The 14,120-nt window shown below is 56.3% G+C and carries 10 protein-coding genes; 6 read left to right on the forward strand and 4 right to left on the reverse strand.

Annotated elements, in window-relative coordinates; genetic code table 11:
- The first annotated feature begins 29 nt into the window (after nucleotides 1–29).
- The 4 genes from AABA21_RS28465 (at nucleotide 30) to AABA21_RS28480 (ending at nucleotide 4,711) form a co-directional block, all read left to right on the forward strand.
- Nucleotides 30–2,105: a bifunctional aldolase/short-chain dehydrogenase gene (locus AABA21_RS28465; protein WP_338255443.1), complete on the forward strand. Its 2,076-nt coding sequence runs from the start codon at nucleotides 30–32 to the stop codon at nucleotides 2,103–2,105.
- A gap of 374 nt (nucleotides 2,106–2,479) precedes the next feature.
- Nucleotides 2,480–3,499 (forward strand): Gfo/Idh/MocA family protein, encoded by a 1,020-nt coding sequence (locus AABA21_RS28470; RefSeq protein WP_338255445.1) that lies wholly within the window; start codon nucleotides 2,480–2,482, stop codon nucleotides 3,497–3,499.
- Nucleotides 3,500–3,628: 129 nt separating this feature from the next.
- Nucleotides 3,629–4,039, forward strand: a complete 411-nt coding sequence (locus AABA21_RS28475; protein WP_338255446.1) for a PPOX class F420-dependent oxidoreductase — start codon at nucleotides 3,629–3,631, stop codon at nucleotides 4,037–4,039.
- A gap of 99 nt (nucleotides 4,040–4,138) precedes the next feature.
- On the forward strand, nucleotides 4,139–4,711 hold the full coding sequence (locus AABA21_RS28480; protein WP_338255447.1) for a putative glycolipid-binding domain-containing protein: 573 nt from the start codon (nucleotides 4,139–4,141) through the stop codon (nucleotides 4,709–4,711).
- 170 nt (nucleotides 4,712–4,881) lie between these two features.
- Here AABA21_RS28480 and AABA21_RS28485 read toward each other — a convergent pair whose 3' ends face one another.
- Entirely contained in the window at nucleotides 4,882–5,376 is a 495-nt protein-coding gene (locus AABA21_RS28485; RefSeq protein ID WP_338255448.1) for a hypothetical protein, read from the reverse strand.
- A 265-nt stretch (nucleotides 5,377–5,641) separates the two neighbouring features.
- Between AABA21_RS28485 and AABA21_RS28490 the strand changes: the two genes are divergently transcribed.
- Nucleotides 5,642–6,490: an RNA methyltransferase gene (locus AABA21_RS28490; RefSeq protein ID WP_338255449.1), complete on the forward strand. Its 849-nt coding sequence runs from the start codon at nucleotides 5,642–5,644 to the stop codon at nucleotides 6,488–6,490.
- A 68-nt stretch (nucleotides 6,491–6,558) separates the two neighbouring features.
- Here AABA21_RS28490 and AABA21_RS28495 read toward each other — a convergent pair whose 3' ends face one another.
- Together AABA21_RS28495 and hflX are read right to left on the reverse strand one after the other, a co-directional pair.
- Complete coding sequence (locus AABA21_RS28495) at nucleotides 6,559–7,644, reverse strand: glycoside hydrolase family 172 protein (RefSeq protein ID WP_338255451.1); 1,086 nt, start codon at nucleotides 7,642–7,644, stop codon at nucleotides 6,559–6,561.
- 258 nt (nucleotides 7,645–7,902) lie between these two features.
- The gene (hflX, locus tag AABA21_RS28500; protein ID WP_338255452.1) at nucleotides 7,903–9,321 is read right to left on the reverse strand and encodes a GTPase HflX; all 1,419 of its coding nucleotides are present in this window, start codon (nucleotides 9,319–9,321) and stop codon (nucleotides 7,903–7,905) included.
- A 949-nt stretch (nucleotides 9,322–10,270) separates the two neighbouring features.
- Between hflX and AABA21_RS28505 the strand changes: the two genes are divergently transcribed.
- Complete coding sequence (locus AABA21_RS28505) at nucleotides 10,271–13,288, forward strand: serine/threonine-protein kinase (RefSeq protein WP_338255453.1); 3,018 nt, start codon at nucleotides 10,271–10,273, stop codon at nucleotides 13,286–13,288.
- Nucleotides 13,289–13,351: 63 nt separating this feature from the next.
- On the opposite strand, the gene AABA21_RS28510 is transcribed toward AABA21_RS28505, so the two are convergent.
- Complete coding sequence (locus AABA21_RS28510; RefSeq protein WP_338255455.1) at nucleotides 13,352–13,600, reverse strand: sulfurtransferase TusA family protein; 249 nt, start codon at nucleotides 13,598–13,600, stop codon at nucleotides 13,352–13,354.
- Nucleotides 13,601–14,120 lie beyond the last annotated feature (520 nt).

The raw sequence follows: 14,120 nt of genomic DNA on the forward strand, positions 1-14,120 counted from the left end.
ATTTTTTTTAATGAAGAAGGAGAATTCCCATGGTCAACAATGCCTGGAACCAAGAAGAGGCGGCGCGAGCGCGTAACGCCCTGGATGAACTAGTGTATCGCTCTCACCTGCTGGGGAGCGATCGCTCCGTTGCCAACTGGGGTGGTGGCAATACCTCGATTAAAACAGTCGCCAAAGATTTTCGGGGCCGCGACGTCGAGGTACTCTGGGTCAAAGGCAGCGGTTCGGACCTGGCTACCATGGAAGCCCGTCACTTTACAGCCCTCAACCTGGAAGATATTCACCCCCTGCTGGAGCGCGACCAGATGTCTGATGAGGATATGGTGGCCTACCTGGGACACTGCATGCTGGACCCCAGACATCCGCGTCCCTCCATCGAGACGCTCCTTCACGCCTTCCTCCCGTTTAAGCACGTTGACCACACCCACCCCGACGCCATCATCAGCCTGTGCTGCACCGAGGGCGGCCGGGAGATCGCCGAAAAGATCTACGGCGATCGCTTCGTCTGGGTCCCCTATATCCGTCCCGGCTTCTCGCTCTCAAAAATGATCGCCGACGCCGTTCGTGATAATCCTCGCGCCGAACTGGTGCTGATGGAGAAGCATGGCCTGGTGACCTGGGGCGACAGCAGCGAAGAGAGCTACTTCCACACCATCTCAGTGATCAACGAGGCCCAGCGCTACATTGAAGAGCAGGCCGCGGCACGCAATCAACAGCTCTTTGGTGGTCAGAAATATCAATCGCTCTCACCCGAAGAGCGCCGCCACATCCTGGTTCAGATCCTTCCCGTCATTCGTGGCGAGGTCAGCCGCGAGCAGCGCATGCTGACAACCTATAACGACAGCCCTGAAATTCTCCAGTTCGTCAACAGCCAGAACGCGGTCACGGTCTCCCAGGTTGGCGCGGCCTGTCCCGATCACCTGGTGCATACCAAGCGTGTCCCCCTGTTTGTCGATTGGACCCCTAATGTTGACGATGCAGCTGGCCTGGTCGAGCGGATCAAGTCTGGCATCGCGTCCTACAAGCAGGACTATGCCGACTACTTCCAGCAGTACCAAAGCGACGGCGATAGCATGACCACCCCCGCGCCCCGCGTCATCCTGATTCCAGGTATCGGCATGATCAATACCGGCAAATCGCAGGCTATGGCGCAGGTCAGCGACGCTCTCTATCAGAGAGCCATCTCGGTCATGAAGGGGACCGAGGCCCTCGGCACCTTCACCTCGCTCGATGCCCGCGAATCCTATGCCATCGAATACTGGCCCCTGGAGCTCTACAAACTGACCCTGCAGCCGCCCGAAGCCGAGTTCTCGCGCCAGGTCGCCTTAATCACCGGCGGCGCCGGCGGCATCGGCAGCGCCACCGCGCGTCACTTCCTCAATCAGGGCGCCCACGTCGTCCTGGCCGACATCAACCTGGAAGGCGCGCAGCAGGTCGCCGACGAGCTTAACGCCACCTATGGCGCCGGCCGCGTCCTCCCCGTCAAAGTCGATGTCACCAACGAAAAGGCCGTCATCGACAGCTTCGCCGAAACCATCCTGGCCTATGGAGGCGTGGACCATCTGGTCAACAACGCCGGCATCGCTGCCGCCAGCCCCTTCGACGAAACCTCGCTACAGGACTGGAACTTCAACATCAACATCCTGGCGACCGGTTACTTCCTGGTCGCCCGCGAAGCCTTCCGTCAGATGAAGCTGCAGGGACTTGGCGGTAGCATGGTCTTCATCACCTCCAAAAACGCCGTCTACGCCGGAAAGAACGCCGCCGCCTACAGCAGCGCCAAGGCTGCCGAGGCCCACCTCGCCCGCTGCATCGCCGCCGAAGGAGGAGAATTCGGTATCCGCGTCAACTCCGTCCTCCCAGACGCCGTCCTCCAGGGATCGGCCATCTGGAGTTCACGCTGGCGCAACGAACGCGCCCAGGCCTACGGCATCGAGCCCGACCAGCTCGAAGAATACTACCGCAAACGCACCACCCTGCAGGTCAACATCTACCCCGACGACATCGCAAACGCCATTACCTTCCTGGCCTCCACCCAATCCGCCAAAACCACCGGCTGTATGATCACCGTCGACGGAGGCGTCCCCGCCGCCTTCACCCGCTAAAAAGATAATCCACAAGATGTTTATGGTGTCGGTGTTGAAGGCGCTGAGCGCCTTCAACACCGACACCATAAACATCTTGTGAGCGCCGTAGGCGCGTAGAGTCAGGGGCCGAAGGCACAAAAAGTACAGGTCCAAACCACCTGTGCCCATCTTCCCAAGATAGGCACAGGTCTATACAACACCTGGGCTTGGTGCGATAATATTGACAAGCTTGCTGGCAAACACCCAGGCAGAGGCAGACTATGCGCATGTTCGCCACTGCTAATGCCGGCACTTACTGTATCTATTCACTGAGCGAGCAGTGTACAGTTTAAACAAAGATGTTTGCTTATCGCTATCTCGCTGTACTGTAACCAGAGAGAGTCGTAACCATTATGACATTACAGATTATTCATGTTGGACTTGGTGGCTGGGGCGGCGACTGGGCTCGCCGCGTTGTGGCCACAAATAAGGATGTTGAGACTACCGGCTGGGTTGAGATCGATGCCGGCGCCCTCGAAGCGGCACGTGATCGCATGAACCTTCCTGCCGATCGCTGCTTTACCTCGCTGGACGAGGCTCTCAAGACCGTACCCGCGCAGGCCGTGCTGGTAACGGCCAGCCTTCCGGGACACGTACCCAGCGCCCGCACCGCCTTACTGGCTGATAAGCACGTCTTGATGGAGAAGCCATTTGCTCCCACCGTGGCGGAAGCGCGTGAGCTGGTCGAACTGGCCGAGCAGCGCGGACTCCTCCTGATGATCAGCCAGAACTACCGCTTCCAGCCAGCTGCGCGTGCCGCCGCCGCCGCGGTAGCCGCGCAGCAGATCGGACGCCTGGGGACCATCAACCTCGACTTCCGGCGCTACGACAATACCGCTCCGGTCGCCGAGCATCGTCACTACCACATCTGGGAGCCCCTGCTGGCTGATATGTCGATCCACCACTTCGACCTGATGCGCCTGATCATCGGTCAGGAGCCGGTTCAGGTTAGCTGCAAAACCTGGAATGCTCCCTGGAGCAACTACGACGAGCCCGCCGAAGGCGCCATGACCATCACCTTCGACGGTGGGGCCGTCGTCAACTACCGTGGCAGCTGGGTCAGTACCGCGCCCCAGACCAACTGGGCCGGTGAGTGGAGCATCGAAGGCGAAAAGGGCGAACTGGTCTGGACCAGCCGTGGCGAGCAGCCTGAATACGCCGCCATCCGCCTGCGCGGCGAAACCGAACTGACGCCTATCACCCTGCCAGAGCTGACTGAACGCGACCGCTCGGGCAGCTTGGCCGCCTTCGTCGAGGCTGTCAAAACCAACAGCGTCCCCGAAACCTCGGGCCGCGACAACCTCAAGACCCTGGCGCTGATGTTCGCCGCCATCGAATCGGCCAAAACCGGCCAGCCCGTCAACATCGCATAATCATCACTATCCCATCTCTAAAGGCGTGAAAAGAGAAGCCCGGCTCTGCTGGCGCTTCTCTTTTTTGTTATTTTCACTTTATACTAACTTTAAAGCCCTTTGATGAATAGCAGAAAGGTTGTGATTGATATGGTTCTAAGCGATGAGGTACGGCAGGCCCTGACGGCGGGCCACTTGGCGCATCTGACCACCTTGAATGCGGATGGTAGCCCGCAGGTCACCGTTATATGGATTGGTCTGGATAACGATGAGATCGTCAGTGCTCACCTTAAACTGCATAAAAAGGCGCAGAACATTCAGCGCGATAACCGTGTCGTGCTTTCACTGCTGACCGGGGGCAAGACTAATGGATTAGACAACTACCTGGTTATCCATGGTCGCGCCAGAGTCACCGAAGGAGGCGCTCCCCAATTGCTCAATCAACTGGCACAGGTCTATGTCGGACCGGGCACGCAGTTCGCCGGTGATAACGCGCCTGAAGGTTATATCACCCACATTACAGTCGAACGCGTCGGCGGCATTGGTCCCTGGGCCAAATAGCGGCAGGTTGCCCGCCTTCCTGGTGCTGACGGTAAAGGCGGGCACTACGCTTGAGTCATGGATGATTGTCAGTTAACAATAATGGAGGCATTATCTGTCATGGAAGCTTATGTCTGGTGGACTCCTCTAATATCCCCTGGCCTGGAGCAATTATATCTGGTGGAAAACGAGAAAGGTATTGTCGCCGATAGCATCGTGCTGGGCACACATGACTCTGAACCCTTTCGCCTCTGGTATCAGGTGCGTATGGATAGCGCCTGGCGCGTCCGCGAATGCCATCTCCAGGTTGGTGGCGGGGAAAAAGGTCAGGCAGTGAATCTGTACTCAGATGGACAGGGACACTGGACCGATGCTGATGGGGCGGCATACCCGGATCTGGATGGTTGCCTCGATATTGATATCTCCGTTACCCCTTTTACCAATACGCTGCCTATTCGCCGCCTGACGCTTAAACCTGGCGAGAGCGCGGATCTCCTGATGGCTTATATCTCTATTCCTGATCTCTCCATTCATCCAGATCGGCAGCGCTATACCTGTCTTTCCCGCACATCTTCTGGCGGTACCTATCGCTATGATGGTCTGGACATCAACTTCACCGCTGATCTACCCGTTGATTCCTGGGGGCTGGTTATAGATTATCCAGCGCTCTGGCAGCGAACCGGGCAGCAATAATGTTTTCATTGGGGCAATTGCGTACTCGAAGCCAGGGGCAGATAGCTGATGGTTGTTGGTAGAACTGAATTACTTCGATCCCGATTGAAGGATGGCCTATTTCTTCCCGCGCCTGGAGAGCAAGGAGAATGGGCCATCCTTCTGTGAACATGCCAAAATGATAAAGAAAGTTAAGCGCTGATGCCTAGCGTTTCCCGTAGCGTTTGCAAGAACTGAGCTTCTCGATCATCGATATGTTTGCCCCCAATGCCCAGAAAGCCTCCGCTCTTGCTGGTATTGGCCACATGCTCGGCACTGGCCACTATCCAACGTTTATAGTCATTAGCCTCTTCAGCGCTGACCTTGGTGTCGAGGATTGTGACCACCTCACGACATCGCTCCATCAAGAAGTCTGTAACCTGAGCAGAGTCGTTTACAGGTAAATTCTCCTCATGATGTTCTTCTTGAGAACTTTTAGCATCTTCAGAACTGAGCAGCTCTTGGATAAACTGGTTATCGGGAAATTGTTTGGCGGCTTCTCGAGAACTTGAGATAAGCGACATTGCTTCTTTAATTTTGCCGATGGCGCCACTCCTGGAAACAACAACGATGCCGCTACCAATCATAAAAGGTAGACCTTTCAGCTGTTTCCATTCGTGATCTGTAAAATCTGTTCGGTTAATCATAAATCACTCCTTTTCAATGTAAGAACAAGTAGATATCTATAGAGAAATAAATTACCTCAGACGCATGCATAGGCATCTGATTATTTAACGAGTCCAATATAGTTTCATAACCGATAAAATCACTTAAAACAAAGCTCTATTTTTTAATAACGCAAACGCGCTAATGTAGCTCTTTCAGCTTTGCCTCTCCCATCCTGTGATAAGATAGGGGCAGCCGTAATCAAAGAAAAATAAGAAGTTAAGAAGGTAAGAAGGTAAAGAGGGGATGAAGCCAGGTACACGACCACGCATCGTCAAGATACATTCAGAGAACAACGATTTTCAATATGCCGAGACGCTGCGGCGTAAGCGCGAGAAGCGCCTGCGCCAGCGTGAATTCTTTGTGGAGGGGGTTCGCCCCATCAATCAAGCCCTGCACTATAACTGGCACGTGCGCGCCTTCTTATATTCCAGAGATAAGCCGCTCTCGGACTGGGCTGAGAACATTCTGCGCGACTCGCAGGCCGAGGTGCACTACGAACTGCCCTGGTACCTGCACGCCAAGCTGAGCAACAAATCCGAGCCGTCCGAGCTGATCGCCCTGGTATCTATGCCGGAGGATGATCCAGCGCGCATCCCCATGAAGGATGATCTGCTGGTAGTGGTCTTTGATCGTCCCGCCAGCCCTGGCAACCTGGGAACGATCATTCGTTCCTGCGATGCCATGGGGGTCGATGGTATGGTCATCACCGGCCATAGCGTGGACCTCTATGATCCCGAGACCATCAGCGCCACTACGGGTTCCTTCTTCGCCCTGCCGGTGGTGCGCCTGCCTTCACAGAAAGAGTTGTTGCCCTGGGTCGAGGCTATTCGGCGACGCCTGGGATCGTTTCACGTGGTGGGCAGCGATGAGAAGGGGGATTGCGAGCTGACCGAGCACGATTTTACACAGCCAACCCTGCTGGTGGTCGGCAACGAGACCTGGGGGATGAGCGCCGCCTACCGAGAGTTCTGCGATACCGTCGTCAGTATCCCGATGGCTGGCTCCGCCTCTTCGCTCAACGTGGCCTGCGCCACATCGATCTTATTATATGAGGCCACGCGCCAGCGCCGCTCCCTATCACAATCACATTAGCCAGCCAGACGCAAACAGCTCCCACCTCCTTGCTCAAAGGGAAGCGGGAGCTGTTTGTCAATTCGTTATTAAATGATCTCCAGGCCGTCGATGGCGGGTAGAGCTGGATGGGGGATATGTGGCTCACTCTGGTACCAGTAGGCGACCGAGGCGATGTCGTCCTGCAGGGGAAGATAGCGGCCGCCGCTACGCCATCCCAGTGCCTGAATGGTGACGCGCAGATCCTCCTCGAAACGAATTGGATCCATGATGTGCCAGCGATACATGCCGAAGCGTTGCTGGCTGCTGTAGAGCCCATCTGGCATGATCACTTGCGGCAGTCCCAGAAAGGCCGTTGAATATGTCCCGTACTGCCCCTGCGGATGCTCAAAGTTCCAGGCACCGCCAAAATAATCCTCGGTCCCGGTGCCGCAGATAGTCGGGAACTCCTGATCGCCATCCAGGTAGAACTTGATCTCGCCTTCACCCCACCAGCCGCGATTATTGACCTGCCAGGCCAGGTACGTCCCCACATAGTGTCCACGGCCCCGAACGTGATCCAGTAAGGTGTGCACCTCTTTATAGCCCAGTGGATTGCTGCGCCGCCAATGGGCATGAAAATAGCCGGCATCCTCCGGCACGTCGGTCAGCGTGTAGGTGATCTGAAAATAGAGCACGATATCGTTGTCGCTCAGATTCTCAATCGTCCAGCGAGCGCCCTGGCGAAACGGCATCTCCCAGTAGGAGTTCATACCACCAGCTGGATTGACCGCGATCGGCACCGAGCTGATGTTGCAGCGCTCACTCCAACCGTTGGCGAAGAAATCACCATAGGGACACTCAATCGAAGGCGCTTCCTCACCATCCCAGTAGGCGCGCAGAATTAGTTGCCGCCAGTGAGCTGGATACGCCGTCATCCAGATATGCTGGATGGCGCCTGAACCCGCGATCTCGGCCAGCGTAAAGGTGCTATGCGCGGCGATCTTGATCGAAGGAGAGACCTTCCAGCCCTGGCCCAGATCACGGGCATGGAATGCACCCGTCCCCTCTGTCGCTATGCCTGCCTGACCCTTCTCACCACTAAAGTTCTCAGCACTGATCGATCGTGTCTTCGCATGTGAGAGACGGGAAAGGTTCCCCAATCCCATCCCCAGACCGTTAAAGCCATCTGTCATTGTTCTCTGCTCCTTCGCTAAACATAATCATTGCTCGCGCCTGCACGCGTTTTCGCACCTGCGGTGCTCACCTGTTATGTTGATGGCGATGCAGAAAATGCGCAATTGCGCATTTTCTGCATCGCCATCAACATAAGAAAATGGGAACGCCTGTGTTCCCCACCTCCCCAACATGCACGCATTAACAAAAGTGGTGCAGAAGGCGCGCAACCGCGCGCCTTCTGCACCACTTTATATGCCACCTGCGAAGCAATGAAACTACGAAACAATAGATTCTTCTGGCTGGGATGCTTCCTGTTCGGCCAGTTCTTGTTTGGTGCGCCGTGAAGGCCTGGCCTTTTTCTCCTGCACCACGCGCTGGAAGGCATGGAAGGGACCGCTGTGATTCTGCGGCATATGTCCACGGATGTGGGTACCTCCCTCCTCATACTCCTCAACCTCAATAGTACCATACTGGTGGAACTGGGCCACCAGCTCTCCACGATCGTATGGGATCAACACGTCGAGGGGAGTAAACTGCTCTACCAGCGTCTCGCTGATGCAGCGCAGCAGATCCTCAACGCCCGTTCCCTTCATCGCCGATACCTCTACTTTGGGTAGCGTGGAGGCGATACCAGTCAGCTCCAGTTGATGGTCAGCTGGTAGTAAGTCGGCCTTATTCAGGGCCAGCACCATGGGCAGACCACCGCCTCCGATCTCTTCCAGCACCTGCTCAACGGCCTCGATCTGATGCTGCACATGAGGATGCGAGGCATCGACCACGTGTACCAGGAGATCCGCTTCCGCCACCTCTTCCAGTGTAGCACGGAAGGCCGCCACCAGTGTCGTTGGCAGACGCTGCACAAATCCTACCGTGTCCGAGAAGAGGATCTCCTGGCCTCCGGCCAGGCGCACACGCCGCGTCGTTGGGTCCAGGGTCGCGAACAGCTTATCCTCGGCCAGCGTCTCAGAGCCGGCCAGCCGATTGAGCATCGTAGACTTGCCAGCATTGGTGTAGCCGACCAGGGCCACCACCGGGGCGCCCGCGTACTTGCGGCGCTCGCGATGTAGCTGGCGCTGGCTGCGTACCTGATCCAGTTCCTCTTCCAGCTGATCCTTCTGGCGGCGGAGCAGACGGCGGTCAACCTCAATCTGTTTCTCACCTTCACCACGCTGATTGGTGCCACCGCCACTCTGTCGAGACAGGTGGGACCACTGGCGCGTCAGGCGCGGCAGATCGTACTCGACCTGCGCCAGCTCAACCTGCAAACGACCCTCACGGGTACGGGCGCGCTGACCAAAGATGATCAGGATCAACGCCGTACGGTCCAGCACCTGGATCTCCAGCTCGCGCTCCAGATTGCGGTGCTGATTGGGCCGCAGCTCAAGATCAAAGATCACCGCGTCACAATCATGGAAACGCAGCAGCTCTGCCAGCTCCTGAACCTTGCCCGAACCGAGCAGGGTACCCGGATGGGGATGCTCCATGCGCTGGACCATGCGATCCACACACTGCACGCCAGCCGTCGACGCCAGTTGCTCCAGCTCATCAAGCGACTCATCGACCGGCCAATCGGTCTCTACCGTCTCCACACTGACCAGGATCGCACGCAGCGGAGCATCGGCCAGCAGGCCCTGCATCGGTTTCTGCTCGTTATCACGATTTTTTTCTGTTTGACGAATAACTTGTTCCGGCAAAATTGGCTCCTTTCCGTCAACGGGACGGAATAAACTCTATCTATAAAGGGTATGTCTGTGTATCTGTGTGTCGTTGCATGTTGCCTGCCGGATCACTGCCCATATGGCATGATATGCATGTACATGGACGGCATTTGATGCTCTATGGCTGATGAATCCTGATGATGACAGAAAATCTGTGAGCGTATGGAATGGATTGGGGAAAATTCTTGGTTGAAAGAAAGGACGCTAACAACAAAGAAAGTCTTCATCACCAGGATACCGCAAAGCAACTCTCCCCGGCCCATCAGCCAGAAAAAGGACAGACAAAAACAGCCTGACACCTGCAAAACGGTCGTTCATGGTTAATTAAAGACTATCACTCGTAGCATCTCCTATAAAATGTGGTAAGTAAATTATACCCCGCTTTGCCCTAAAAGTCAATACGTGCTGTGGCTTCGGTTGCTTGTTTGCGCCCGATCGCCAGCGTTCCGTGCCTTCGGCCCCTGACTCTACGCGCCTACGGCGCTCAAAAATTTTTATTGATGCGAGGGGGCACGCGAGCGCTCGACGCGCTCGCGTGCCCCCTCGCATCAATAAAATGAAAGGAGATTGCCTCTTGCATGCGCGTCCCTTAAACAAGGAACGTCGCCAAAATCGAAACGTTCCCCCCAAAATGAAACGTTATTGTAGGGGCGACCTTCAACGGTCGCCCGCCGCGAAGCGGCCCCCGTCCCCGGCCTGTTCGGCCCCCTTCTCATGACCATGCAATACCAATCGACCGCGCGGACCGAGCATGCGGCAATTGATGAGATAAAGACAATTGGAAAAACAAGCTGATTTTACGTTTAAGTAAGTGTGCGATATTCTTGGGAAGGCGCTGCATGGCAGCGTGCACCATCGTTAGCATTATTCGTATACCCTGCCTGATCATCGGGGTATAGTTTTTATAGATAAGGGGACGGAACACATGTTTGGTATCAGCAACCATACGGGGTTCCTGGCGCCTCATTCTCTCTTATTCCAGCGCTATCAAATTGTTGCTCTGGCGGGTCAGGGTGGTATGGGGGCCGTCTATCAGGCTTTGGACACCGGTGAGCATAATCGTATGGTGGCCATCAAAGAGATGAGCCAGGCTAACCTGCGGCCCGAGCAGCTCGCCGATGCGCAGCAGCGCTTCCATGGCGAGGCCAACTTGCTGGGCTCTCTGCAGCATCCTAATCTGCCGCAGGTCTATACCTCCTTCACTGAAAATGGTCGCTCGTACCTGGTGATGGAATTTATCGCGGGCAAGACCCTGCAGGAGCTGATGCAGGAGAGCTCGACCGGTTCTCTGCCCGTTGGACAGGTGGTTTCGTACGCTTTGCAACTCTGCGCTGTCCTGAGCTACCTGCATGAGCATGTGCCGCCGATCGTCTTTCGCGATCTCAAGCCCAGCAATGTGATGGTTACGGACCAGGGGCGCGTCTACCTGATCGACTTTGGGATCGCGCGCCTGTTCAAGCAGGGGCAGCGCTTCGATACCGAGTCCTTTGGCTCGCTGGGCTACGCGCCACCGGAGCAGTTTGGTCATGGTCAGACCTCTCCGCGCTCAGATCTATATAGCCTGGGGGCTACCCTGTTCGCCTGCCTGACGGGACGCCATCCCAACGACAATCAGCCGACGCCGTTCCACTTCCAGCCGGTCAGACACTATAATCCAGCCGTTCCGATCGAGTTGAGCAACCTGATCCAGCAGCTGGTGGCGACCGATGCCGCCAGGCGTCCATCCGGTGCCTATGAAGTCTATGGGAAGCTACTCGCGATGCAGCAGCAGGGCGCGTCCACCACCGTATCGCTGCATGGCAGTGATCCATTCTATGACGCCAGAACGGCCTACGCGGCCCAGTTTGGCGGCCGCATGCAGCGATACAACAACCTGCCCGGCAAACCTGGACTCTGGCTAAGCCTGGTCATCATCCCATTTGTGGCCCGCATGTATGGCCATATCAGGAGCACGCTCGTCTACCTATCCATTCCCTATCTGCGGAGCCAGCTGACCGCGCTACCGACCCGGCTGCTGCACGTGGTAAAGCACATCCCGGCCTACCTCCCATTGAGCTTCACGCCACCGGTCTGGACCTGGCGCTTCGGCCTCCTCTTTCTGGCTCTCTTCGCGGCCATCGCCGGGGGAAGTCTGTACGCGCTGATTGGATTGCGGGCGCCCGCGCACGTGGTCATCCTGTGCCTGTGTCTGCTGCTGCTGGGACTGGTCGTGCTGGCGCGGCGCAGTAAATCTATCCACAACGGCCTGACGCGCAATATCCTGACCGGCCTGATCGTAGGTCTGCCGGGAGTCTGCCTGGCCTTGCCCGCCTTCGCGGATGTGCAGTCGGCCCTTAACGCTATTCGCTTCGGCCAGATTATCGGCATGGTGATCCTCTTGCTGGCCGGTATCTCACTCTGGCGCGCTGACCGCTATGGGGCCTGGGCCAGCCATCTCGCGCTGGGGATGATCGCCCTGCTGTACGCTTGCACATCTTATAGTCTGGGGAGCGAGTCGTTGTCAGCCCTGTTCGCGGGAGCCTCGCCGCTGGCGATGCAGTTAATCAACGCCTTGCTGTGCCTCTGCCTGCTGGTCTGTGCTTTCTGCTCTTTTGTACGCATCGGTAGACCCTATGCCTGGTTTGATCGCGTCACGGTCTTTATCATTTCTATTATTGCGATCGCCCTGCAGTTCCACCTGGGCAGCTTTAACGAGCTGGTTCAGACGCCGCTGTCGGCTGCTCTGTTCTGGGTGGGGAAGTCCGGCGAAAATCAGGACATGGTCTTTAACGTCCTGCTGGGCTGGGGACCGCTGCTCATCGCTTTGCTGTGGATCTTCCTTATATCAGGTCCCACGCGCCTGGCGCGAATCTCACTGACCGTGCTGGCCCTCCCCTGCGTGCTGCTGCAAAATATGCTTCTGAAGAACGCGCCAGCCACCCATCCGGTACCGGTCCTGACAGGTCTGTTCGCCACCTCTTTTATGGCCCTGCTCAATATCAATCTGCTGGTGGCATATGGCCTGCTGATACTGGTAGCGCTCCAGTTGCTGCGCGCACGCCACTTCTTTACGGCGCTGGAACGCGGCATGCTCTACCTGGTCGCCCTGCTGACGGCCCTGCTACAGACTGCCATCTGGTCCCATGCCTCATCCTCCCTACCTGCGGACCCACGTGTGCTGCCCGGCTGGCGTGTCGCGCCACAGGTCGGCATGGAGATCGTCGTAGGAAATCAGGTCGGGGCCGTGATCTTCCTGTGGTGTATCGTCGGGGTGGTCGGAGCTGTTGTGGGTCGTGTTATCTGGCGCCGCATGAAATCCGCCAATCAGCAGGATAGCAGCCTGAACAATAGTAGCTTCCCATGGCAGCCGCAGCCGCAACTGCAACAGAGCTGGCAATGGCCCTTGATCGCCATGCGCCTCGAACATCTTATACTCTGGCTGACCACGCTGGCGCTGGTACTGACGCTGCCCTTTTTTGGTACCGCCTCCGGGCCCCTCTCATCAGGGCTGGGAGGTGGCGCAATGGGGATTGACCTCAACCAGTTGCTCTGGTGGATCCTGTTGCTCTTTCTGGTGGTCGGACTGTTTCGTCTCGTGCGCCCATTTGGTGGCTGGGATCGCTGGCAGCTGCTCTGTAACACCCTGGCGCTGGGACTGCTCTTCTTCGATCATGGCAAGAGAGGGGGAGACACGCATACAAATATCATCGCCTGGTTCGCCAGCCCCCACATCGTCCTGCCCTTTTACATCGCCACCATCGGACTGATCGTGATCGCACTGGTCTGCCTGCTCTGGCTCAAGCGAACATTTCAGCCAACCGAACGCACCATCCTCTGGATCTGCTTCGGATTGGCCTTATGCTGCGCCTTCCTGCAGATCATCAGCCCCATCTTCCTGCTGACCGCCTGCATCCTGCTCTTCCAGGGCATCCTCTTCGTCACACGCGTGGAGCGCGTCCGCTGACTCCGGACGTGCCGGGGGTGGGGTCGCTTTGCGACAAAGCCGAGGCGAGCCCGGCACCTACGACTAGGCGCGCTTCTTCTGGATCAGGTACTGATTTTCGATCAGGTTGGCCTGTAGCAAGGTATTTCCCGTGGTGCGGCTCCAGACTTTGATATCGAGGGGGGCGGCCGGATCGTTCGCAATGACTAGCAAGGTCTGCCCAGGGGCGAGGTCAACCATGGCATCGGCGATATTCTCTAGTAAGCGACTGCAGCCCTCTGTCCCTAGATCAAGGATACGATCAGGTTTTACCGTTGTATTTGAACGTTCCATCTTAGAAGCCTTTCGCGAGAAATGTATAGTCAAAATCTATACCAGAATATGTATTTCATCTTCAATGCGGCGCATCGCGATCGTCCCAACCGGGGCGCACGATAAGTTTTTTTTAATTGTAACATACATCCAGGCCCAAATGGGTGTGTATTTATGACAATGTTGATCAATTTTCTATGGATGTTTTCAAATAGGGAACTTAAGAACTTAAGAACTTAAAAACCAATAATAAGCTTGACAAAAGATGGCTCTTCTCGATACACTTAGCAATGACACCTCCGGGTGGAAATTCGCTAATTTTGCTTCTGCTTATCTGAAGCTTCCTTTTTGTAGCTGAGGAGTGAAAAATTATCTTGCGGCAGGAACAAGGATCTCTTATGCTTGCTATGATGCCTATGCGCATGCCAATGTCTCAGATGATGACAATGGTATGTCGCAGCGTGTCATGTTTCTCTCCCTGTACATCGCCGGGGTTCCTGAACAGGTAAGTACCGCAGAAGCTTGGATATGAAGAGGAGCG

The sequence above is a fragment of the Dictyobacter halimunensis genome (assembly GCF_036245075.1).

Excerpts from the sequence above, each read along its gene's own strand:
- AABA21_RS28465 (WP_338255443.1), top strand. The coding sequence starts at position 30 with ATGGTCAACAATGCCTGGAACCAAGAAGAGGCGGCGCGAGCGCGTAAC.
- AABA21_RS28470 (WP_338255445.1), top strand. The coding sequence starts at position 2,480 with ATGACATTACAGATTATTCATGTTGGACTTGGTGGCTGGGGCGGCGAC.
- AABA21_RS28475 (WP_338255446.1), top strand. The coding sequence starts at position 3,629 with ATGGTTCTAAGCGATGAGGTACGGCAGGCCCTGACGGCGGGCCACTTG.
- AABA21_RS28480 (WP_338255447.1), top strand. The coding sequence starts at position 4,139 with ATGGAAGCTTATGTCTGGTGGACTCCTCTAATATCCCCTGGCCTGGAG.
- AABA21_RS28485 (WP_338255448.1), bottom strand. The coding sequence starts at position 5,376 with ATGATTAACCGAACAGATTTTACAGATCACGAATGGAAACAGCTGAAA.
- AABA21_RS28490 (WP_338255449.1), top strand. The coding sequence starts at position 5,642 with ATGAAGCCAGGTACACGACCACGCATCGTCAAGATACATTCAGAGAAC.
- AABA21_RS28495 (WP_338255451.1), bottom strand. The coding sequence starts at position 7,644 with ATGACAGATGGCTTTAACGGTCTGGGGATGGGATTGGGGAACCTTTCC.
- AABA21_RS28505 (WP_338255453.1), top strand. The coding sequence starts at position 10,271 with ATGTTTGGTATCAGCAACCATACGGGGTTCCTGGCGCCTCATTCTCTC.
- AABA21_RS28510 (WP_338255455.1), bottom strand. The coding sequence starts at position 13,600 with ATGGAACGTTCAAATACAACGGTAAAACCTGATCGTATCCTTGATCTA.